The following is a 17439-nucleotide window of genomic DNA, read 5'->3' as shown; positions in this document are numbered from 1 at the left end:
CGCTTATATACCCACGAGTTACACAACGAGATGCACATTCCAGTTAGAGAACGCTTTAAATACTATTTTTTAGTGGGCTATTCTTGTAATGTGTAATTTGACACAAAATTGGCTTTTGACCATTTTCGGGCTTTGTCCTCGCTTGCTTTCAAAAACAAGTCAGTTGGGGGAAGAGGCATTCGTTGGCTAGACGAGCGTGTTCGCCACTGATGGCTACTCCAGCTAGAGAGATATAGGATACGCTTACGGAGGAGTGGAAAACCAGCTCGCCCGTATCCCATCCTTTTAATCAATTTTAGCTTGATCACGTGACCTTCGGCCATCCCGTTTAGACAAACTGTCAACGGTTGTGTTGCAAGAAATGGCAACGGAGAAAACTGGGCGTGATTGTTCCTCACCATCTTTCTTAAAGAGCCACTCCAAACAATGTGGTGGCCAGCGCAGCCTGGCCTCTCGGGTAGTGGTTAGATGGTAAGTGATAAACCCAAATTATACTGAACAATAAACCACTTGGTAACCATCTCATGAGATTCGTCAGATTTGGAAAAGGACAACGTTTGTCGAACGTAGCGGCCTACTCGTTGACGCAAGGTGTTGTTCCAGCGTTCCATATACGCAGTCTCCCCAGTTTCCTTCCCAACACAATGATGGGTTTCAGCTGGGAACACATAGTGATAGGCATGCCAAAAATCACCGAAGGTATGGCAGTGTTTGTATTCATAAGGGATGGCTTGCCATAACCGAAGGCAGGTCGCTTTGCTTCGGTCTCCAATGGCAAAGGCGACGATTTGGCGGGTTCGGCGGCACATCGCCGTCCACAACCATCGTGCCTGGTCTTTTTTGCGTACAAAACTCCACATTTCATCGAGTTCGAGCACATCATCTGGGGTCGCAGGCAGAAGGGTTTCTTTGACATCAGGCAAGTTTTGGACGTGCACTTTGAGCCACGCCACAATGGTTGGCCGTGCCATAGCAAAGATTCGTGCCACTCCACGCAGGCTACACCGCTCTAGGCAAGCCCGCAGCGCCGTTTGTTGCTCAGTTTCTGAATACGCTTGCTTTGGTATGAGAACACGATAGGTGCCACAGTCCTTGCAATGGTATTGAGCGTTCCCACAATGATTGGTTCCATTTTTGACAATATTTGTACTTCTACAGACGCGGCAGACGTATGTCATCGTTTCTTGAATCATACCTCAATTCTACCTCATCACTTACCACCTAACCACTACTCACAGCCAAGCAATAGTGGCGATGGCAATATTATCAAGGATATCCATAGCAATGCAAAGAGCCAGGATATTCCTAAGACCACATAAGCAAAACGAACATGTTTTTGAACCTTCGGTGCTATCATTGATCCAATAATTCCTCCAATACCCCCAATACTAAAAATGATACCAATTACTTCACTAGATGCTTGATGAGACTGTGCAATAATAATTACAATAAGTGTTAGACCAGCCCCAAAAAAAACAGATCCAGAAGTCACAAGAGCCATCACTCGCAGGAGTGGTTGTCGCCAGAGCCAGTGTAAGCCTTCTGTAATATCCTTGACAAGATGCTGACCTGTTGGTTCTCGTTGTTCTTGAAATTTATAATGAACCCATAGAATAAGACAAAAAAATGGAGGTTTGAAGGTGGAAAGGGAAGAGATGACAACAATCAGAAAAACGTATACAACCGAGTTTAAAATCAAAGTCGTGAAAGAAATTTTGCGAGAAGAAAAATCTCTCTCGCAGATTGCTTCAGAATACGGGACGCATGTGAATGTGATCTCTCGTTGGCGTGATCAAGCCCTGGCTGGTTTACCAGCGCTCTTTGATGACCGCATGGTACAGGATCAAGCAGCGAAAGAAGCGGAATGGGAAAGAGAACGAGAAGGGTTATATGCAGAGATTGGTCGACTAAGCACCCAGCTTGGTTGGCTGAAAAAAAAAGGTGCAAGAGCATTTGAGTCGTGATGAGCGAGTAGCTCTGATTGAGTGGAACCGGGAGGAGCTAGCCGTGAGCACCCAGGCCGAGTTATTGAGCTTGAACCGGTCCAGCTTGTATTACCAGCCGGTTCCCCCTTCACAAGAAGAGATTGCCCTTAAGCACCGCATCGACCAGATCTATACTGCGTATCCATTTTATGGGTATCGCAAGATCACGAAACAGTTACAGCTTGAAGGGATACAAGTGAACCATAAGGCTGTAGCTCGACACATGCGAGAGATGGGGCTGGAGGCAATATACCCGGGTCCGAATCTTTCCAAGCGAGCACATCAAGCGAGCATCTATCCGTATTTGCTCAAAAATGTCATCGCAAGCACACCCAATTATATCTGGGGGATCGACATCACGTATATCCGTCTGAACAAAGGATGGATGTACCTGGTCGCTGTCCTGGATTGGTACTCGCGATATGTGGTGAGCTGGTTGCGACATGAAGTTGCTTCTGTAGCTGTTGAGGCTGCTAAACAGCGCTCAACCTGGTGTTCCACCACCAGTACCTTACCGAGACCTGCGTCGGGAGCAATTCCGGGGTGGGAAGCTCTCGGAACAATGTACCCTTTCTCAATGAGAGCGATGGAACTGTGAGGAAAAATCGTAACGGTAAGCATCAATGCGGTTGAGGGGCTAAGGTTCAATGGTATGGCTAACACACGTGAACTGCCGATAAACGTCGTTACGACGAACAAGCCAAAGATGCTGACAGGCTTGAACCAAAAGGTATGTGAGAGGCATAGAGGTATCCAGCTTCCTCTATCGTGGACATACTCTCACCGGCGAACAGGCAGAGCCTAACCCATTGGGGTACAAAAGCAGAACATGGTAAGCCCGTCCCGCTCCCGAAAGGGAAAGCCACCCGCAAGGGGAGCCGATAGCGAGGCGGGTACAGGAGGGCGGAAAAAGCGAAAGCTGTTCTGTAACGGAGCAGATAGGGGAACCTTCCCCACGCGAAAGCGGGCAGACTTCCGTCTGGTCTTTCATCACGAAAAGGAGTGGTAAACGATGAAGGAGGAAACGCAGATGGCGGTAGCCAGGTCCACAACAGAATACTCTGATGAGGAAACGGCTACTGGTGCATCCTTCCACGACTCGTTAGAGTGGCACGGCATCCGCTGGTACCACACTCAGCGAGAAGTGCGTCGGCTCCAAGCCAGGATCGTGAAGGCAACTCAGGAAAAGAAATGGGGCAAGGTGAAAGCCCTGCAACGAATCTTAACCCACTCGTTTAGCGGCAAAGCACTGGCTGTGCGGCGAGTGACGGAAAACCAGGGGAAAAAGACACCCGGCGTGGACAAGGTGATCTGGGACACGCCGGAAAAGAAAGCACGAGCCATACGCGACCTGAAAGCAAGAGGGTATCACCCTCAACCGCTCAGACGTGTGTATATCCCCAAGAGCAACGGTGCTCAAAGGCCACTCTCGATTCCGATAGACGCTGTACACTACCCTTCTTTCCAAGCGATGTTCGGGATTCCATTTCTTCTCCTCCTGGTGGATCGGGAACTCTGATCCACCGCTACAGTCTTACGTTACCATACATTAGCAAGCAGGCCGAGTATGTCGGTGCTTCCACTGTCGCTTGACTGGCTTGCGCAGAGCCTCGATGATCTCGTGGGTAAGCGTAATCCAGCGTGGTCCCAGTGGAGTCGAGCGCACGCTCTCCAGCCGTCCCATTTTGCACCAGTCGGCGATCGTGGAGACATCGACGTTGAGCAGTTCGGCGGCAGCTTTCGTCGAATAGCGCCCATCTCCCCGCTGCCCAGTTGGCGCGGCTTTCGGACGCTCTGGGCATCCAGCAGGAATGTGGTAGGCGTAGCGAATCCATTCAATTTTACTGACCGTAAACGAGCCTCCCATGCCAGCTCGCTCTCCTTCTTCATTCAGGAGAGCAGCAATCTGCGCATTGGTCTGTGCCGGAGACAACTCCCGCACGCGCTCGACCACTTGCGGGCTCGTTTGGCGTTCTTCCCACGACATTTTGTGACGTGGGATGGCAAGACGCGTGAGGGCCTCAGTCTGCCAGCGAATGGCGACATCAATGACGTTGCCACGCTTCGAGAGCGTCACATCCTTCATCAACCAGCGCAACAATTGTTTGCGTTGAGCAAAGGTCGTCGTGGGAGCGTGCCAGATAGCTGGCAAATCGTGGGCCAGGCTGCGAATCTGCTCGCGTTGCGAAGGAGTGAGCAAGAGAGCCGCTGGCTTGGGCCCCAGCGCATATTCGCGCTCCAGCTTTTCGACCTCGGCCAGTTTCTCATTCCATTCGCGCTCCAGGCTCCGAGCCACCAAACGATTGTCTGGATCAACCGCCTTGTAGCGCCGCCGGGCCAGGTCTGCTTCATATTGCGCGCGCTCAATTTGCCGCTGCCATTGGCTCTCTACCTGTTTAGCGCGTGCTTCCAGCGAATCGAGGGCAGAGAGAGCGACCTCCAGATGTGCAGGCTGGATTGCCTCCAGAAAGCACTGCACCACCCACGAGTTGCGCAACGAGCTAAGCCCAAGTAGCGCTCACCCCGAAAAATGTGCCTCCCTACGAAAGGAAATGGAAAAAACAACTCGCCTTTCCGTAAGGAGGACTCATGACCAGTATCGCGTATTCTTCGATCAACATCCAGTCCTGTGCTCAATCGGCTCCAGCGCAGCCCTGTTGGTTCGGCGAACTCACCGTGATCGTGCATCACATGCAGCGTCACGGCGTGCTTGCCGCCATTGAAGAGCAGGTGCGCTTTGCGCGTCGGCGTTTCGGCCACTACGACGTGATTGATTTTGTCGCCGTGCTCTTTGGCTACGCCATCAGCGGTGAGCGCACCCTCGAAGCCTTTTACGAACAGATGACTCCCTGGGCCAGCCCCTTCATGGCGCTCTTCGGGCGCGATCGCCTGCCTGCTCGTTCGACCCTGAGTCGCTTTCTCGCCTCCCTCGACCAGGCTCCCGTTGAAGCTTTGCGCACCCAGTTCCTCGCTGATCTGCTGGCTCGCCCTCTGACCAGCGAAGAACTGCCAGGTGGGTTGTGGGACCGGCAAGGGGACCATCTGCTGGTCTTTGATGTGGATGGCACCCGAGAGGCGGCTCGCCAACGAGCCTTGCCGCAGACGGCGGATCGGCCCGCCCCAGTCCGACGACTCCAGCAGCTCTGTGCACCAGGCTACACGGGACGCAAGCGGGGGAAGTGGTCCGCAGCCGAACGACCATCCTGCAAGCCCATACCCATCACTGGTTGGCCAGCTTTGGCAACCCGGGCAATGGCCAGTACCGTCTCGAGTTGCGTCGGGCGCTGACGGCCATCGAGACCTATGCTCAGGCGATCCATCTGCCTCCTTCACGCCTGCTCGTGCGCCTTGACGGTCAATATGGCACCAGAGCGGTCCTCACTGATCTGGGAGAGATGCGCTACGTCACACGTGGCAAAGACTATCACCTCCTGGATCAAGCCGAGATCCAGGCACGCCTTTGCCTGCCCCCCGATCAGCCGTTCACGCTGCCAGAAAGCGGGATGGTGCGCACGCTCTACGATTGCCCAAATCTGCCCCTGGACGGCGGCGGGAAGCGCTACCGGATCATTGTGGCCACCCACCCGGCAGGCACCACGAAAAGTCGGATTGGCATCACCCGTGATGGCGTGGTCTACGAGCTCTTCTTCACCAATCTGGCACCGACAGCTTTCACGGCGGCAGATGTCATGGCGCTCTATCTGCATCGTGGTTCCTTTGAGCCAGCCCTGTGGGATGAAGATCTCGAGCAGGACCCTGATCGTTGGTGTAGCCATGCCCCCTGGGGGCAAGAAGCCTGGCAAATCATCAGTCAATGGATCTGGAATCTGCGTCTGGAACTGGGTCAGCAGTTGCTTGCCGAGCCGGTCCGCACCACGGAGTTTGCGCCAGCCCACCAGGAGCAGGCGCCTGGTTCTGCTTCCGGCTATGCTCCCGCCACCGCCGCCTCGTCCTGGAAAGCGGGTCGTTTCTCAGGCAAGGACTTTGCGCGCCAGCCCGATGGGACCTTACGTTGTCCTGCGGGAGCGTCACTGGTGCTGCAAGAACGGCGCCCGGAGGCCAATGGGAGTCTGCGCCTGGTCTATGGAGCCAGTATTCGCAATTGTCGTCCCTGCCCGTTGCGAGAGCAGTGTCAGTGGGAGGGACATGCCACCGCGAAGCCGCGCCAGGTGAGTCTCCTGTTGCATCCCCGGGCGATCGGCGAAGAGCCGCTGCTGTGGCGGGATTGGAGTCGCAGGCGCTCGCGTCGAGCCTGCATCCAGTTGGTCCGTTATCAACGCCTGGATGTGGCGGTTCATCCTGCGCTTGTGCCTCCCTGCGACGCATCGTCGGGTGTGCTTTCTCGCGCCCAACGGGCGCATATGCGGCTGACCTTTCACGAACGGCGGGCTCGCAATGAACGGACCCCAACTGCGGCACTGGTGAGGATCACGCTCTTCGGCATTCCCGAGGCCTTTGCTGCGTTTCTCGGTCTTGAGAGCATGTAACGTTCGATCTCTGTCACCACGATGCTGTGCGTTCTCGGCGGAACGGCCAAGCATTCCGTGTGGAATTCCTGTGGCCTTTTTTCCTGGTTTCCCCGCTTTCACACTTCTTTTCGGTCATTTTTCTGCCAGGAAGCGTCATCTCCTCTCGGCTTTTATCTCATCTACGAGTGATAAACTCTTCTACAGGCTCATTGCGCAACTCGTGGGCTGTGCAATCCACTGGGCCATTTGCCACAAGCCTTCGAGCAAAAGCAAGGGCGGTTCCACTGCGTCGGGATCAACGAGGGGAGGGCCTGCGTAGTCTGTCAAGCTGGCAGCGATTGCCGCGTGATAGCCATCAGGCAGACGAATGATGAGGTCAGGATTTGGGCCTCGCCTGAGGCGGACAAACTGCACGCGCTGGCCATGCAATGGATGGTGGGGATGAGTCACCGTGACCCATTTCCCAGATGGGTTGTCAAAGGAGGTAGTGTGCTGTGAAGATGCCTGTCGTGGTGGATCGCTGTCTTCAGGCTATGGTCAAAAATGCCCTGGAACCGGCATGGGAGGCCAGGTTTGAGGGAACGAGCTATGGATTTCGACCGGGCCGCAGTTGTCAGGATGCTATTGGGAAAATCTATGGGTTGGCCCGGCCAAACAAGACTAAGAAATGGGTTCTTGATGCGGATATACGAGGAGCTTTTGATAACATTTCGCACGAATACTTACTCAAAGCCATTGGACCAGTTCCTGGCAAAGAGCTGATTAAACAATGGTTGAAAGCAGGGTATGTGGATTATGGGACATTTTACACCACAGAACAAGGAACGCCACAAGGCGGGGTGATTTCCCCACTTTTAGCGAATATTGCACTGCATGGTATGGAAAATGCTATTGGCGTTAAGTACAGTGCGGGAGGATATATCAGAGGCACGCATGCGGTAGTGAGGTATGCCGATGATTTTGTTTGCTTTTGTGAAAGTGAACAGGATGCCGAAGCTGTCCAAAGCATCCTTGTGGAATGGCTGAAAGAGCGGGGATTATGTCTCTCAGAGGAGAAAACCCGCATCGTTCACCTGACCAAAGGATTTGATTTCTTAGGGTTTCACATCAGGCACTATCCAGCACCAAAGACTTCCCGAACGGGATGGAAGCTCTTAATTAAACCAAGCAAAGCCTCGGTACGGGCCGTCCAAAGGAAACTCAAAGACATCTGGATGAAAGGAAAGGGAAGCAATGTCCAGGGAGTCCTGGCAAGACTGAATCCGATCATCCGGGGGTGGGCGAATTACTTTCGGACGGTGGTGGCAAGTGCTATCTTCCACAAACTGGATAGCTGGATGTTTTACCGGGCAGACCGTTACGCCAAATGGCAGCACCCTACTAAATCCAAACACTGGCGGCACCAGAAATACTGGGGACGCTTGAACCTGGATCGGTCAGATCGGTGGGTTTTTGGGGAGAAAGCCACTGGGGGATATCTCCTCAAGTTTGGATGGTTCCCGATAGAACGGCATGTCCTCGTCAAAGGGACGGCATCGCCGGATGATCCTCAACTCAAGGACTACTGGGAGCAGCGACAGGCCGCCAAAGCAAAAGATCTGACGTTTTCAAGACAGAAGATCGCCAAGCGACAAAAAGGTCGTTGTCTGGAATGTGGAGAATCCCTCTTCAATGATGAAGAGCTTCAGGTTCACCATCTTCTCGCAAAATCTTTTGGGGGAAAAGATGTCTACAGCAATCTGGCGCTGGTTCATCTACTTTGCCATCAGCAGATTCACGCCTACACGCAACGGGCCATGCACGACTGCCAACAGTTCAACGATCAAGAACTAGCAGAAGAAAGCAATGAACCGGAGCGACGCAAGTAGGAAGAGAACAAGGAGCGGTGTGGTTCGTGATGTGTGTAAACGCTATACTGAAAGAGGCTCTGTAGCACTTTGTGTGATCAAAGCAGAGGAAAAAGTGATAGAATAAGGCAACTACTACTCAGTCGCATCATTCCCCGAGAAGAAAGAGTTTCGTGACGAATCCATTGTTGTTTGCATTGCCTGCTGACATGCAGGTGGAAGACCTCTTCATTGAAGGCGATACCCTCATACTCCTTCTGGCATCATCGCAATCAAGCCAGATGTGTCCCGCATGTACGCATGCTTCATCACATGTTCATAGTCGCTACAACCGACGGCTTGCTGATCTGCCCTGTCAAGGGCGCGCCGTTGAGCTGCGTCTGAAGGTGCGTCGGTTTTTCTGCGAGAATCCAACCTGTATTCGCAAGACGTTTGCAGAACAGTTTCCAGAGATAGCTCCTGCCTATGCGCGCCGGACGTTGCGCCAGAGCAAAACCTTAGGCGAGATCGCCTTTGCACTTGGGGGCAGAGCAGGAGCGCGCTTGGCTTGCTTCTTGAGCCTGCCAGTCAGCTTCTGGACTCTGCTTCGCCTGCTGCGCCGTACACCTATGGCACCCATCAGAGCCCCACGGATGCTGGGCACAGACGACTTTGCTTGGAGAAAAGGAGATCACTACGGCACAATCCTGGTCGATCTGCAAGCTCACCGACCAATCGACTTGCTGCCGGATCGGGAAGCAGGAACCTTTGAGAGATGGCTCCGTGAGCATCCCGGCGTTGAGGTTGTGAGTCGCGATCGCGCCAGTTCCTATGCGGAGGGTGCAAAAAAAGGTGCCCCGGACGCCATCCAGATCGCTGACCGCTATCATCTGGTTGCGAACCTGCGTGACACTGTGCAACGGCTGCTGGATCGCAAACGTCAGTGCTTGCCTCCTTTGCAAGAGGGCAAAAGCACCGCACTGCCTGCGATGACAGACGAGAAGCCATTGATGGAACCTCAAGTGCAACAGAAAGAAAAGGACGGAAAGGAAGGAGAGCGTGTATCACTCACGCGCGCCGAGGCTCTTCGCCAAATGAGGCGCGGCAAGCGGTATGAACGCTATCAAGCGGTGGCGGAACTCCATCAGCAGGGTCTTGGAGAGCGAGCGATCGCCCGAACGACTGGCCTCTCCCGCAACACGGTGCATCGCTACTTGGAAGCTGGCTCCTTTCCCGAATCAGGGCCGCGAAAGAAACGACGAAGCAAGCTCGATCCCTATCTGCCATACCTGCGGGAAAGATGGGACGCCGGATGTCAGAATGCCGCTCAGCTCTTCCGCGAAATCCAGACCCGCGGCTATCGTGCGTCGTCGCCTACCACTCTACGAGCTCTGATTTCTGACTGGCGGACCAGTTCACCAACCCCTGTTCGCCGTACCCGTGGCCCCAAACGCACATCATCACCGCCTGCCCAACGCCACCTCTCGTCCCGGCAAGCGTCTTTTCTCTTTATCAAGCAACCTGAGACACTCTCTCCAACGCACCGGTCCTATCTTGAGCAGATGTACCAAGCCAGCGAGGAGATGAAACAAGCGTATGAATTGAGCCAGCAGTTCGTCTCAATGGTGAGGCTGCGGCAAGGAACGCACCTGGATGTGTGGCTCCAACGCACGAAAGAGTATGGCCCTCGTGAACTCATCAGTTTCGCTTCGGGGATCAGGCGCGATTATGCGGCAGTACAAGCTGGATTATCAATGGTAGAAAGTAATGGACAGGTAGAGGGCCAGGTAACACGTTTAAAGTATCTCAAGCGGCAAATGTACGGTCGAGCAAAGTTCGATCTCCTCCGATTGCGGGTGCTGCATGCAGCTTAACCTTACCCATCACGCAAAGTGCTACAGAGCCAGTATACCATCGGCGCTAATAGCATGCGCCGCTCCCGTTATATTGGCTTTGCCAAAACGCATTTGCAACATCTCGGAATTGCCGCTGCGATCAATGTGGTGCGTGCGGTTGCGTGGCTTGATGGGGATGAACTCGCTCCTACACGTGTCTCTGCCTTCCAGAGGCTTTATCTTGCTGCTTAAAAAGTTTCCCAACAGTGTCACATTTGGTGATCTGGAGAGTGCAGAGCTGAGGTACTCCCCGTGACCAATGCCGTTTTTCCTTGTAAGCGCGTAAATGTCTCCTTTTTAAATATATGCTTCTTTCTTAATAAATAGATAGAAATCCCCCCGTATTGGGTTCTATCCATTCAAGAAACAGGAGTGTCAAGCTTTTCTCCTGGCATCAAGGTGCCCAACGTCTTCATTACTGATGATTCTTTGCAAGCGAAATTTTCGTTCTTCCCGCTGTAGTTTACACCTTCTCAGGACAGGGTCAATCTCTTTGATTTCTCACGCTTGCTTCCGTATGGAGCCAGTGTGCTAAGTCGCATACATTTTGACAGGTACATACAAAAATATGGTATAGTAACAAAAAAAGGAACGAAAAGGAAAGAGAAAAAAGTTATACGAGATCCCATCTACACGAGAACCATGCAATTAAGGACTGGACGCCAGTCCTCAGCGTGAAGGCCCTACTTTATGCGACATGCATCGCATTTTTCCTTCTATAATAAACGATATGCCAGACTGAGAGCAGAAGACGGATTATGCCTCCGCGCCGCATCTAAAGGATGCGGACGTCCTGCATATCCAACCTGTAGTGTTCCTTTATCTGTGCAACGCGAATGAGCGCAGTATCGCAGGAGGGGCAGCGCATGACCATCCCCATCCTATGCATATAGACCGCCAGCGCACCGATGGCAGATGTTGCGCCGCAACGTGTGCAGGTTGCCTGGACCTGCGTTATTTCAGCGGGGAAGATCTCTTGCAAGATGTCCCCGGCAGCATTGTCATCAAGCTTGTTCTCCATCATGTTTCTCCTGTCGGTCCGAATCGTTCGGTTTTGATTCGTTCTGGTTCATATCCCAGTGTGCCAAGTCTCTCTGCGGCAGTTTCGGCGAATGGGGTTGGACCACAGATGAACATTAGCGGGCGTTGATCAGCCAGCCATGCCGCCTCACGCCGCATCTCAGTATCGATGCGGCAATGATACCCAGTCCATCTGGTGGTTGCACGCGGGCCAGTGTCTGCACTACCTCAATCATCGTACCGTCCCTGGCCAGGCGAGTACGTTCATCACGGTAGACCACCTCTGTGTTCGATTGCCACGAATATAGCAAACAAAAGGCCACACAGTTCCATCTGGTCACCGACATGTAGCTCACTCATGCGGTAAGGTGACACTTCCCCATCAGTGAGCCGTTCGACGATGAGCGTCACATATCGTTCCTGCCGGGAAGCAGATGTAATCGAATAGTTGCGCTCCGCCTGGTAGCTGTCTTCAGCCGTGATCTGCATATCCACATGCTGTCCCTGTCGATGCCCTTGCCAGTGAGAAGCGGCGAGCGTAATGCTTTTCACCTACGCTGTTTCTTCCCGCATCGCAACCACCTCGCGAGTTGCCAACTTAATCACCCTGGTACCGTTCTTCTTTCCATGGATCACCGTGATTGTTGTAGCCAAGCGACTCCCAGAAGCCTTGTTCATCCTGATCAACCAATCGCAGGCCCCGAATCCACTTGGCGCTCTTCCAGAAGTAGAGATGGGGAACCAGCAAGCGTGCCGGACCACCGTGTTCAGGGGAGAGAGGCTGCCCCTCATACCCATAGACGACCCACGCCTTCCCAGCGAGGACGTCTGCCAGCGGAAGGTTGGTGGTATAGCCGCCATCACTGAAGGCGACTACGTAGTGGGCATCGTACTCCACCTGCTCTAGCAGTGTATCGACGGAGACGCCTTCCCAGTGCGTATCCAGTTTCGACCACTTGGTCACGCAGTGGATGTCTTTGGTTATCGTCTCATGTGGCAGGTCGCGAAATGCATCCCAGGTCCATCGCTTCGGTTGCTTGACTTCTCCAAGCAGGGAAAAATCCCAGTGTGCGAGAGGGGTGTGTGGCGTCGGTCCTGCCGAAAGGACGGGAAAGCCACGCTCCTGATATTGTCCCGGCGGGATTCGTCCACGCTCATCGCTCCGTGGGCGACGACCTTGAAACCCCCGCGAGAAAAAACCTTCACTCATTACCTCACCCTGATCTTTCCATTTTTCGCCCCAAAGGATCTAGCGTTCTGTCAATCGACGATTGATAGGCGGGGATGTAAGGGGCGGCAGCCCCTGACCTGTCTATTATTTGCTGTCGCGTTCTTCTGGCCTGTTCTTTTACTGTAAAAGTGTAATCTACCAGACAATCATTGTCAAGTATATATTGAAGAGGTGCATCTCATGTGCATAAAAAGAGGAATATGGATGAGTGAGATGCGGAGGAATACATTGTTGCATCTCTGATAGAATAGATCTCCGTCATCTTCCGTGCAGCGAGATGCAATTCTTGTTTTATTGCTCTCCTGTTTCTTTAAGGAAGAGATGTTTCTCACTTGTGACCAGAAAAAAGCGAGACCATTGAACGAGCCTGTGAGGATACTGTAGCAAAATGTGAATCTTGTTGCGTAACACGTGGGTGCCTTCATTCCAAGAAAGACCAAAGTCTGGTTCGGTCGTTTGTGGTGAGGCGAGGAGTGGGATACCTACCTCATCAAGCACTTGGTGTGCAAGATCTAGCTCTTGCCCGTTCTCCTGCAGTGGTGTACTCCAAATATCCCATGGGCCATGAACTCGTGCTGTAAGCAAACTTGCAGCCATGAGCGCACGAACTGAGCGATGGGCACAGAGAAACAGCACACGCTTCCGATGCTCATTCATGCAAAATATCCTCATTGCAGGCGAGCAACGGCTGAATGTCGATAGGAAACTCGCCTTACAGAGTAGCTTACCCTGTTCTTTCAATGCAGGCAAGATGTTTTGCACGGGATATCGCACAGAGACTAAAGCATCACATGGCTGCGTGTGGTGAGCAGATGAAGGGAGTGAATCAGGGTAAGGGTTGGTTCTGTCAGAACTCAAGCCATCCTCTTGGCAGAGCACTCATACTTCTGCTATGCTCATCCCATGAAAACAGGATGGAACAGGAGTGTTGACCGATGAACTGCCCCTATTGTGCTGCCGCCACGACCAAGAAGCGAGCGAAGAAAACCAAACTGGGCTACGCAACGTTCTTTTGCTCTCAGTGTCAACATAGCTTTAACGAACGAACTGGTACCCCATTCAACTATCTCGCATTTCCCACGGACATCGTCCTGCTTGTGGTCTTGTGACGATTGCGCTACAAACTGAGCTTGCGGGATGTCACCGCGTTATTTTTAGAGCGCGGCTTTGTGTTGACGCATGAAACGGTTCGAGACTGGGAAGAGCGGTTTGCTCCCTTGATCGCGGACCACTTGCGGACCAAACGGCGAAGCCAAGTAGGAACCTCGTGGTATGTCGATGAAACCTATGTCAAAGTGCATGGGAAGTGGTGCTATCTCTATCGGGCCATTGATCGAGATGGCAATCTGGTTGATTCACGGCTGAGTGAAAAGAGGAACATGGATGCTGCCAAACAGTTCTTTAAGCAAGCCGTCGCGGTAGTTGGTTATACTCCAGAGACGGTCACCACAGACGGACATCGCTCTTATCCGCGTGCAATACGCGAGATCATGGGAAATGATGTGGTGCATCGGACCAATGTGTATCTCAACAACCATCTCGAACAAGACTGGATACTTTTGGCACCTCGGCTCCCGGTCAGAGCGAGCACCTCGTGCCCCTGGCAGTTCAGGAAGAGCTGAGAGCCTTCACCCGCTTTTGCCGCTCTTGTAGGCTACGCAGACGATGTTCAGACCGCGCCTGCTCTTGTATTTGTTGCACGTATTTTGCAAACGGGAGCGGCGCGGTGGTACTGGTCGACACCGGAAGCACTTTGAGAATCTGTCCTTCTGCCAACAAGACGAGTTGGGCTTCCTCGGCGTTCAGATGCACCGTGATGAGGTGCCCACGCCACGCCTTGCCTACGTAATAGCGCTTGAGGTCCAATTTGATGCTTCCCGCGGCATCTACCCGACGACGAAAGACGTGTTGGGGTTCGTGGCGTAGCCAGCGCAGCGGATCCACGCTGCTCGGCAACGCGGGTAAGGGGCTCGCCTGGGCCAATCTGTCGGCGGGAGGCCGATCCAACAGCGCCCGTCCCTGGTGCGGGCGCTCATGATTGTACAACGCCTCAAAGGTGCTCAGCGCATCCTGGGTCTGTTCCTGCGTCGTGGGACGTTCGACCATGAGACATTCTTGCTTGAGCCTGCGATGAAATCGTTCCACGTAGGCATTTTGTTCCGGATGCTGCGGATCGCAGACGTCCATCTGAATGCCCAGACACCTGCCAAAGCGCAACAAAGCGGAACGAAAGTCACTGCCCTGAGGGCTGCCGACAAAGCGGGGATCCCGATCCAACGTGATCTTGCGTGGTACGCCCCAGCGCTGCATGGCATGCACCAGCGCTTCAATGACGGTTTCAGCGGTAAAGTCATGGCGCACCTCCGCATGCAACCAGAAGGATGAGCCTTGATCGACCACATTGAAGATTTCCAGACGCTGCTGTTTGCCTTCACCGGCGGCCTCTGCGCTGCTTACCTCTTTAAAATCCATCTGCCACTGCGTCAAAGGAGCCACCGGATCCATGGGTTCACGGTGGGGTGTGGGCTTGGGAACAATATACTCGAAGAGGCGTAAATAGCGGTAAATCGTGCTGCTGGCGGGGGGCGTATAGTCCGCTTCTCCCGCGTGCACCTGCCGTTGCAAGTAGGTACGAATCGTACGGGGGCCGGCCACGCGATGCAACTGCTCGGGCAGCTGTTCGCGTAAGGTCGCAATCTGGCAGACCTCGTCAATGGAGAGATGAGCTGGTGGGGTTTTGCGCGCACTGGATTGCCCTTGCAGGACGACGTAGACCTGCTCAAACGGGGCATCCAGATAGGGGCACAGACGACGGCGCCAGTCTTTGACCCAGCTTTCGGACATGCCGGTCTCCTTCACCAACTGCGCTTGTTTCCACTCAGGATGCTGTTGCAACAGACTATACAACAAGAGGCGTTTGGGATAGGATGGATGCAGTGCGCTTGCTTACTGCCGGAGAGTTGCTTGAAGAGCAACACGTAAGCAGTCGTGTTAGGGGTAAGTGGCATGCGTTTGAAAGTGGCAATTTCAGAGGTGTGAAGCCCACTGACAATGTACCGATTGACCTAGCCAGGGGAAAACAAAGGGCTACCCCTGCGGCCTATGTTGACGAGAGGAACCTTCGTCTGAAGCGTCGTTATCCTAGAGGGGTGAAACTGGCTGATACACCCTGACCAAAATGGTAAGGCGACGGCCTAAACGCTTGCATCTCGTTTGGGACTGCTTCCTGGCTCGCCCGGCGTAAAGAAGGCAACTACGGGTCGCTATGACACTTTCCGGTGGGAAGACAAGGAACTCTCATACCGCTTGACCGAAAGGAAGCGAAAATGCCAGCTTGCGGGAGAGAGGACGGAGGCGGCGTAGTAGTCAAATGCTCCTCTGTAATGGAGGAGACAAGGCGAAGGTCCGCCAGGGTAAGTCCAAAGAAACGAGGAAAAAGGAGTGAACCGGGAAATGCAGATGACGGTGGATTTTCTACTGGTGCGTCCTGGGACGATCTAGCAATCGCCAACTCTCCACCTGGGAGTATCTGGACCCAACCGGAAAGCCGGATGCCGAGAAATTGGCCTGTCCGGTTTGGAGCGGGGGAAAGGTCGAAAGGCCCTACCTATCGCTACTAGCGAGATACTCCCTGGTTTCATATACAGTGAACGACGTTTGAACAGAGCGTATCGCTTTTTGCTCTGAATTTCCAGGGGCACGAGGTGCTCGCTCTGACCGGGAGCCGAGGTGCCAAAAGGATACACAAGTTAGGAAAAGATTTATTGAAACACAGAAGATCTTGTTAGTTTATGCCAGCTTTTCAGTACGATACTATTTTCTTCCGTTGACCCATATCTATCAACTGCCAGAACGCTTTTACTATCCGTGGACCATGCAAGTGCGCCTAGCTCGGTATCATTATGGGCATCGGTAAACGTTCCTACTTTCTGACTACCCGCCGTAGCAGCAATCCATACTTCAATGGTATTTCCTCCATTTGCTAGCAGCGCCAAGAGTTTACTATCGGGTGACCAAGCTAACGTCCATGGTGTGTTATTATCTTGCTTCAAAAGAATGGCATCTCCAAGCTGATTTTCTATCCACAGCGAGTTGCCCACGCCAATAGCAAGATATTTTCCATCTGGTGACCAGGAGAGCTGATTGCCTGTATCTCCAAATCGTGTTCTTACCCTGGTGGGGAATGCTCGACTCAGGCGTTGTATGCTCTGATTCTCCTTGATATCCCAGGCGGATATGCTCCAAGTACTGTTACGTAAGAGTAGAGCCGCTAGCTTATTGTCTGGTGACCACGCAAGAGCCATAGGCTCACTCTCTTCAGCAATATGCAGGGATTGGAAACGTGTTCCACTTCCCCCATCCCAAATGTATAGTAGTCCTCTGGCGCCGGTCACAAGATGGCCTGACGCTACGTAAGCTGGCATGAGCCGCAAAATAGCGGGCATTATCCAGCTTGAAAAGTTTCATGCAGCTTTTTGAGCTGTTAGCCATAAGAGGCAAGTGCGGAAATGCCAATGGGAAATGGAAAAAGCTAGCTTTTCAGCAGAAATTTGGCGTAAAAGCCAGCTTTTAGGCATGTGCACCTCTGCTCATTCCGGCTCCATCAGAGTTGGGAACAAGAGATGAGCAACAATACTGTTTTTGCATGTAGTAACTGCTACCCTGCCCTTCATGTCAACTTACGTAGCCTCTGGGCCTCTATCCTTGTGTGACGCTTGGCCTTGACAGCATTCACGTCGATATGTATGATAACCTCTGGTAAATCATTGGGTCAATTTTCACTCACTAGACTGGATCAGAAACGTGGTTGCTCAGTATTGAGCAGTAGCTCCATAGGTTAATCGCGCTGCCTATTGCGGTGCATACGTTGTCTTCTGGCTCATCTACGTCTTACGCCGATGGCCCTTTTTGTGTTGTGCGCGAGCGCAATTTCCCCTCATCCGTGCTCCACCTTTCTTTCCAAACAGTTTCATTTTTTTACCTTCAGATGAATATGTTTCGAGAAAGAAAGGA

The 17439-nt window shown here is 53.0% G+C and carries 14 protein-coding genes and 3 pseudogenes; 7 read left to right on the top strand and 10 right to left on the bottom strand.

The window, feature by feature from the left end:
* Window positions 1-464: 464 nt before the first annotated feature.
* On the bottom strand, window positions 465-1193 hold the full coding sequence (locus JMI88_RS27770; RefSeq protein WP_201365204.1) for an IS1 family transposase: 729 nt from the start codon (window positions 1191-1193) through the stop codon (window positions 465-467).
* Between the two features lie 462 nt (window positions 1194-1655).
* Here JMI88_RS27770 and JMI88_RS40915 point away from each other — a divergent pair.
* Window positions 1656-2421: pseudogene (locus JMI88_RS40915) on the top strand (IS3 family transposase); the annotation flags it as partial.
* A 594-nt stretch (window positions 2422-3015) separates the two neighbouring features.
* A pseudogene (locus JMI88_RS27755) lies at window positions 3016-3423 on the top strand (reverse transcriptase N-terminal domain-containing protein); the annotation flags it as partial.
* A 111-nt stretch (window positions 3424-3534) separates the two neighbouring features.
* Here the strand turns inward: JMI88_RS27755 and JMI88_RS27750 are convergent.
* Window positions 3535-4482 carry a MerR family transcriptional regulator gene (locus JMI88_RS27750; protein WP_201365201.1) on the bottom strand — a complete coding sequence of 316 codons (948 nt, stop codon included), beginning with the start codon at window positions 4480-4482 and terminating at the stop codon, window positions 3535-3537.
* Between the two features lie 92 nt (window positions 4483-4574).
* Between JMI88_RS27750 and JMI88_RS39685 the strand changes: the two genes are divergently transcribed.
* Both JMI88_RS39685 and JMI88_RS27745 read left to right on the top strand, forming a co-directional pair.
* Window positions 4575-5273: a hypothetical protein gene (locus JMI88_RS39685; protein ID WP_236023094.1), complete on the top strand. Its 699-nt coding sequence runs from the start codon at window positions 4575-4577 to the stop codon at window positions 5271-5273.
* Window positions 5165-6472, top strand: a complete 1308-nt coding sequence (locus JMI88_RS27745) for a hypothetical protein (RefSeq protein ID WP_236023093.1) — start codon at window positions 5165-5167, stop codon at window positions 6470-6472. Before JMI88_RS39685 ends, JMI88_RS27745 begins: the two co-directional genes overlap by 109 nt.
* 180 nt (window positions 6473-6652) lie before the next feature.
* Here the strand turns inward: JMI88_RS27745 and JMI88_RS27740 are convergent, their stop codons facing one another.
* Window positions 6653-6904, bottom strand: coding sequence for a DUF5372 family protein (locus JMI88_RS27740; RefSeq protein ID WP_201365200.1), 252 nt, complete (start codon window positions 6902-6904; stop codon window positions 6653-6655).
* Between the two features lie 50 nt (window positions 6905-6954).
* Here JMI88_RS27740 and JMI88_RS27735 point away from each other — a divergent pair, with 50 nt between their 5' ends.
* Window positions 6955-8322: a group II intron reverse transcriptase gene (locus JMI88_RS27735; protein WP_201365247.1), complete on the top strand. Its 1368-nt coding sequence runs from the start codon at window positions 6955-6957 to the stop codon at window positions 8320-8322.
* Between the two features lie 188 nt (window positions 8323-8510).
* On the top strand, window positions 8511-10154 hold the full coding sequence (locus JMI88_RS27730) for an ISL3 family transposase (protein ID WP_444542388.1): 1644 nt from the start codon (window positions 8511-8513) through the stop codon (window positions 10152-10154).
* A gap of 796 nt (window positions 10155-10950) precedes the next feature.
* Here the strand turns inward: JMI88_RS27730 and JMI88_RS27725 are convergent.
* From JMI88_RS27725 to JMI88_RS27705, 5 genes are all read right to left on the bottom strand, one after another.
* On the bottom strand, window positions 10951-11199 hold the full coding sequence (locus JMI88_RS27725; RefSeq protein ID WP_236023092.1) for a DUF6510 family protein: 249 nt from the start codon (window positions 11197-11199) through the stop codon (window positions 10951-10953).
* Between the two features lie 112 nt (window positions 11200-11311).
* On the bottom strand, window positions 11312-11476 hold the full coding sequence (locus JMI88_RS27720) for a hypothetical protein (RefSeq protein ID WP_201365199.1): 165 nt from the start codon (window positions 11474-11476) through the stop codon (window positions 11312-11314).
* Window positions 11463-11747, bottom strand: a complete 285-nt coding sequence (locus JMI88_RS27715; protein ID WP_201365198.1) for an FAD-binding oxidoreductase — start codon at window positions 11745-11747, stop codon at window positions 11463-11465. The genes JMI88_RS27720 and JMI88_RS27715 overlap by 14 nt, the downstream gene beginning before the upstream one ends.
* Before the next feature lie 46 nt (window positions 11748-11793).
* A complete protein-coding gene (locus JMI88_RS27710) occupies window positions 11794-12405 on the bottom strand; it encodes a sulfite oxidase-like oxidoreductase (protein ID WP_201365197.1) in 612 nt (203 codons plus the stop codon).
* A 312-nt stretch (window positions 12406-12717) separates the two neighbouring features.
* On the bottom strand, window positions 12718-13083 hold the full coding sequence (locus JMI88_RS27705; RefSeq protein ID WP_201365196.1) for a low molecular weight phosphatase family protein: 366 nt from the start codon (window positions 13081-13083) through the stop codon (window positions 12718-12720).
* A 278-nt stretch (window positions 13084-13361) separates the two neighbouring features.
* Here JMI88_RS27705 and JMI88_RS27700 point away from each other — a divergent pair.
* Window positions 13362-14048: pseudogene (locus tag JMI88_RS27700) on the top strand (IS6 family transposase).
* Here the strand turns inward: JMI88_RS27700 and JMI88_RS27695 are convergent.
* Window positions 14035-15270, bottom strand: coding sequence for an integrase core domain-containing protein (locus JMI88_RS27695; RefSeq protein ID WP_201365195.1), 1236 nt, complete (start codon window positions 15268-15270; stop codon window positions 14035-14037). The pseudogene JMI88_RS27700 and the gene JMI88_RS27695 sit on opposite strands and share 14 nt — an antisense overlap.
* A gap of 917 nt (window positions 15271-16187) precedes the next feature.
* Complete coding sequence (locus JMI88_RS27690) at window positions 16188-16730, bottom strand: PD40 domain-containing protein (protein ID WP_201365194.1); 543 nt, start codon at window positions 16728-16730, stop codon at window positions 16188-16190.
* Between the last annotated feature and the right edge of the window lie 709 nt (window positions 16731-17439).

It is taken from the genome of Dictyobacter formicarum, assembly GCF_016587435.1.
Note: the sequence above shows the minus strand (reverse complement) of the source record. Positions and strands in the feature narration are given on the sequence as shown.

Coding starts and splice junctions, on each gene's coding strand:
- JMI88_RS27770 (WP_201365204.1), bottom strand. CDS start 1,193: ATGATTCAAGAAACGATGACATACGTCTGCCGCGTCTGTAGAAGTACA.
- JMI88_RS39685 (WP_236023094.1), top strand. CDS start 4,575: ATGACCAGTATCGCGTATTCTTCGATCAACATCCAGTCCTGTGCTCAA.
- JMI88_RS27735 (WP_201365247.1), top strand. CDS start 6,955: ATGCCTGTCGTGGTGGATCGCTGTCTTCAGGCTATGGTCAAAAATGCC.
- JMI88_RS27730 (WP_444542388.1), top strand. CDS start 8,511: ATGCAGGTGGAAGACCTCTTCATTGAAGGCGATACCCTCATACTCCTT.
- JMI88_RS27725 (WP_236023092.1), bottom strand. CDS start 11,199: ATGATGGAGAACAAGCTTGATGACAATGCTGCCGGGGACATCTTGCAA.
- JMI88_RS27710 (WP_201365197.1), bottom strand. CDS start 12,405: ATGAGTGAAGGTTTTTTCTCGCGGGGGTTTCAAGGTCGTCGCCCACGG.
- JMI88_RS27705 (WP_201365196.1), bottom strand. CDS start 13,083: ATGAATGAGCATCGGAAGCGTGTGCTGTTTCTCTGTGCCCATCGCTCA.
- JMI88_RS27695 (WP_201365195.1), bottom strand. CDS start 15,270: ATGTCCGAAAGCTGGGTCAAAGACTGGCGCCGTCGTCTGTGCCCCTAT.
- JMI88_RS27690 (WP_201365194.1), bottom strand. CDS start 16,730: ATGGCTCTTGCGTGGTCACCAGACAATAAGCTAGCGGCTCTACTCTTA.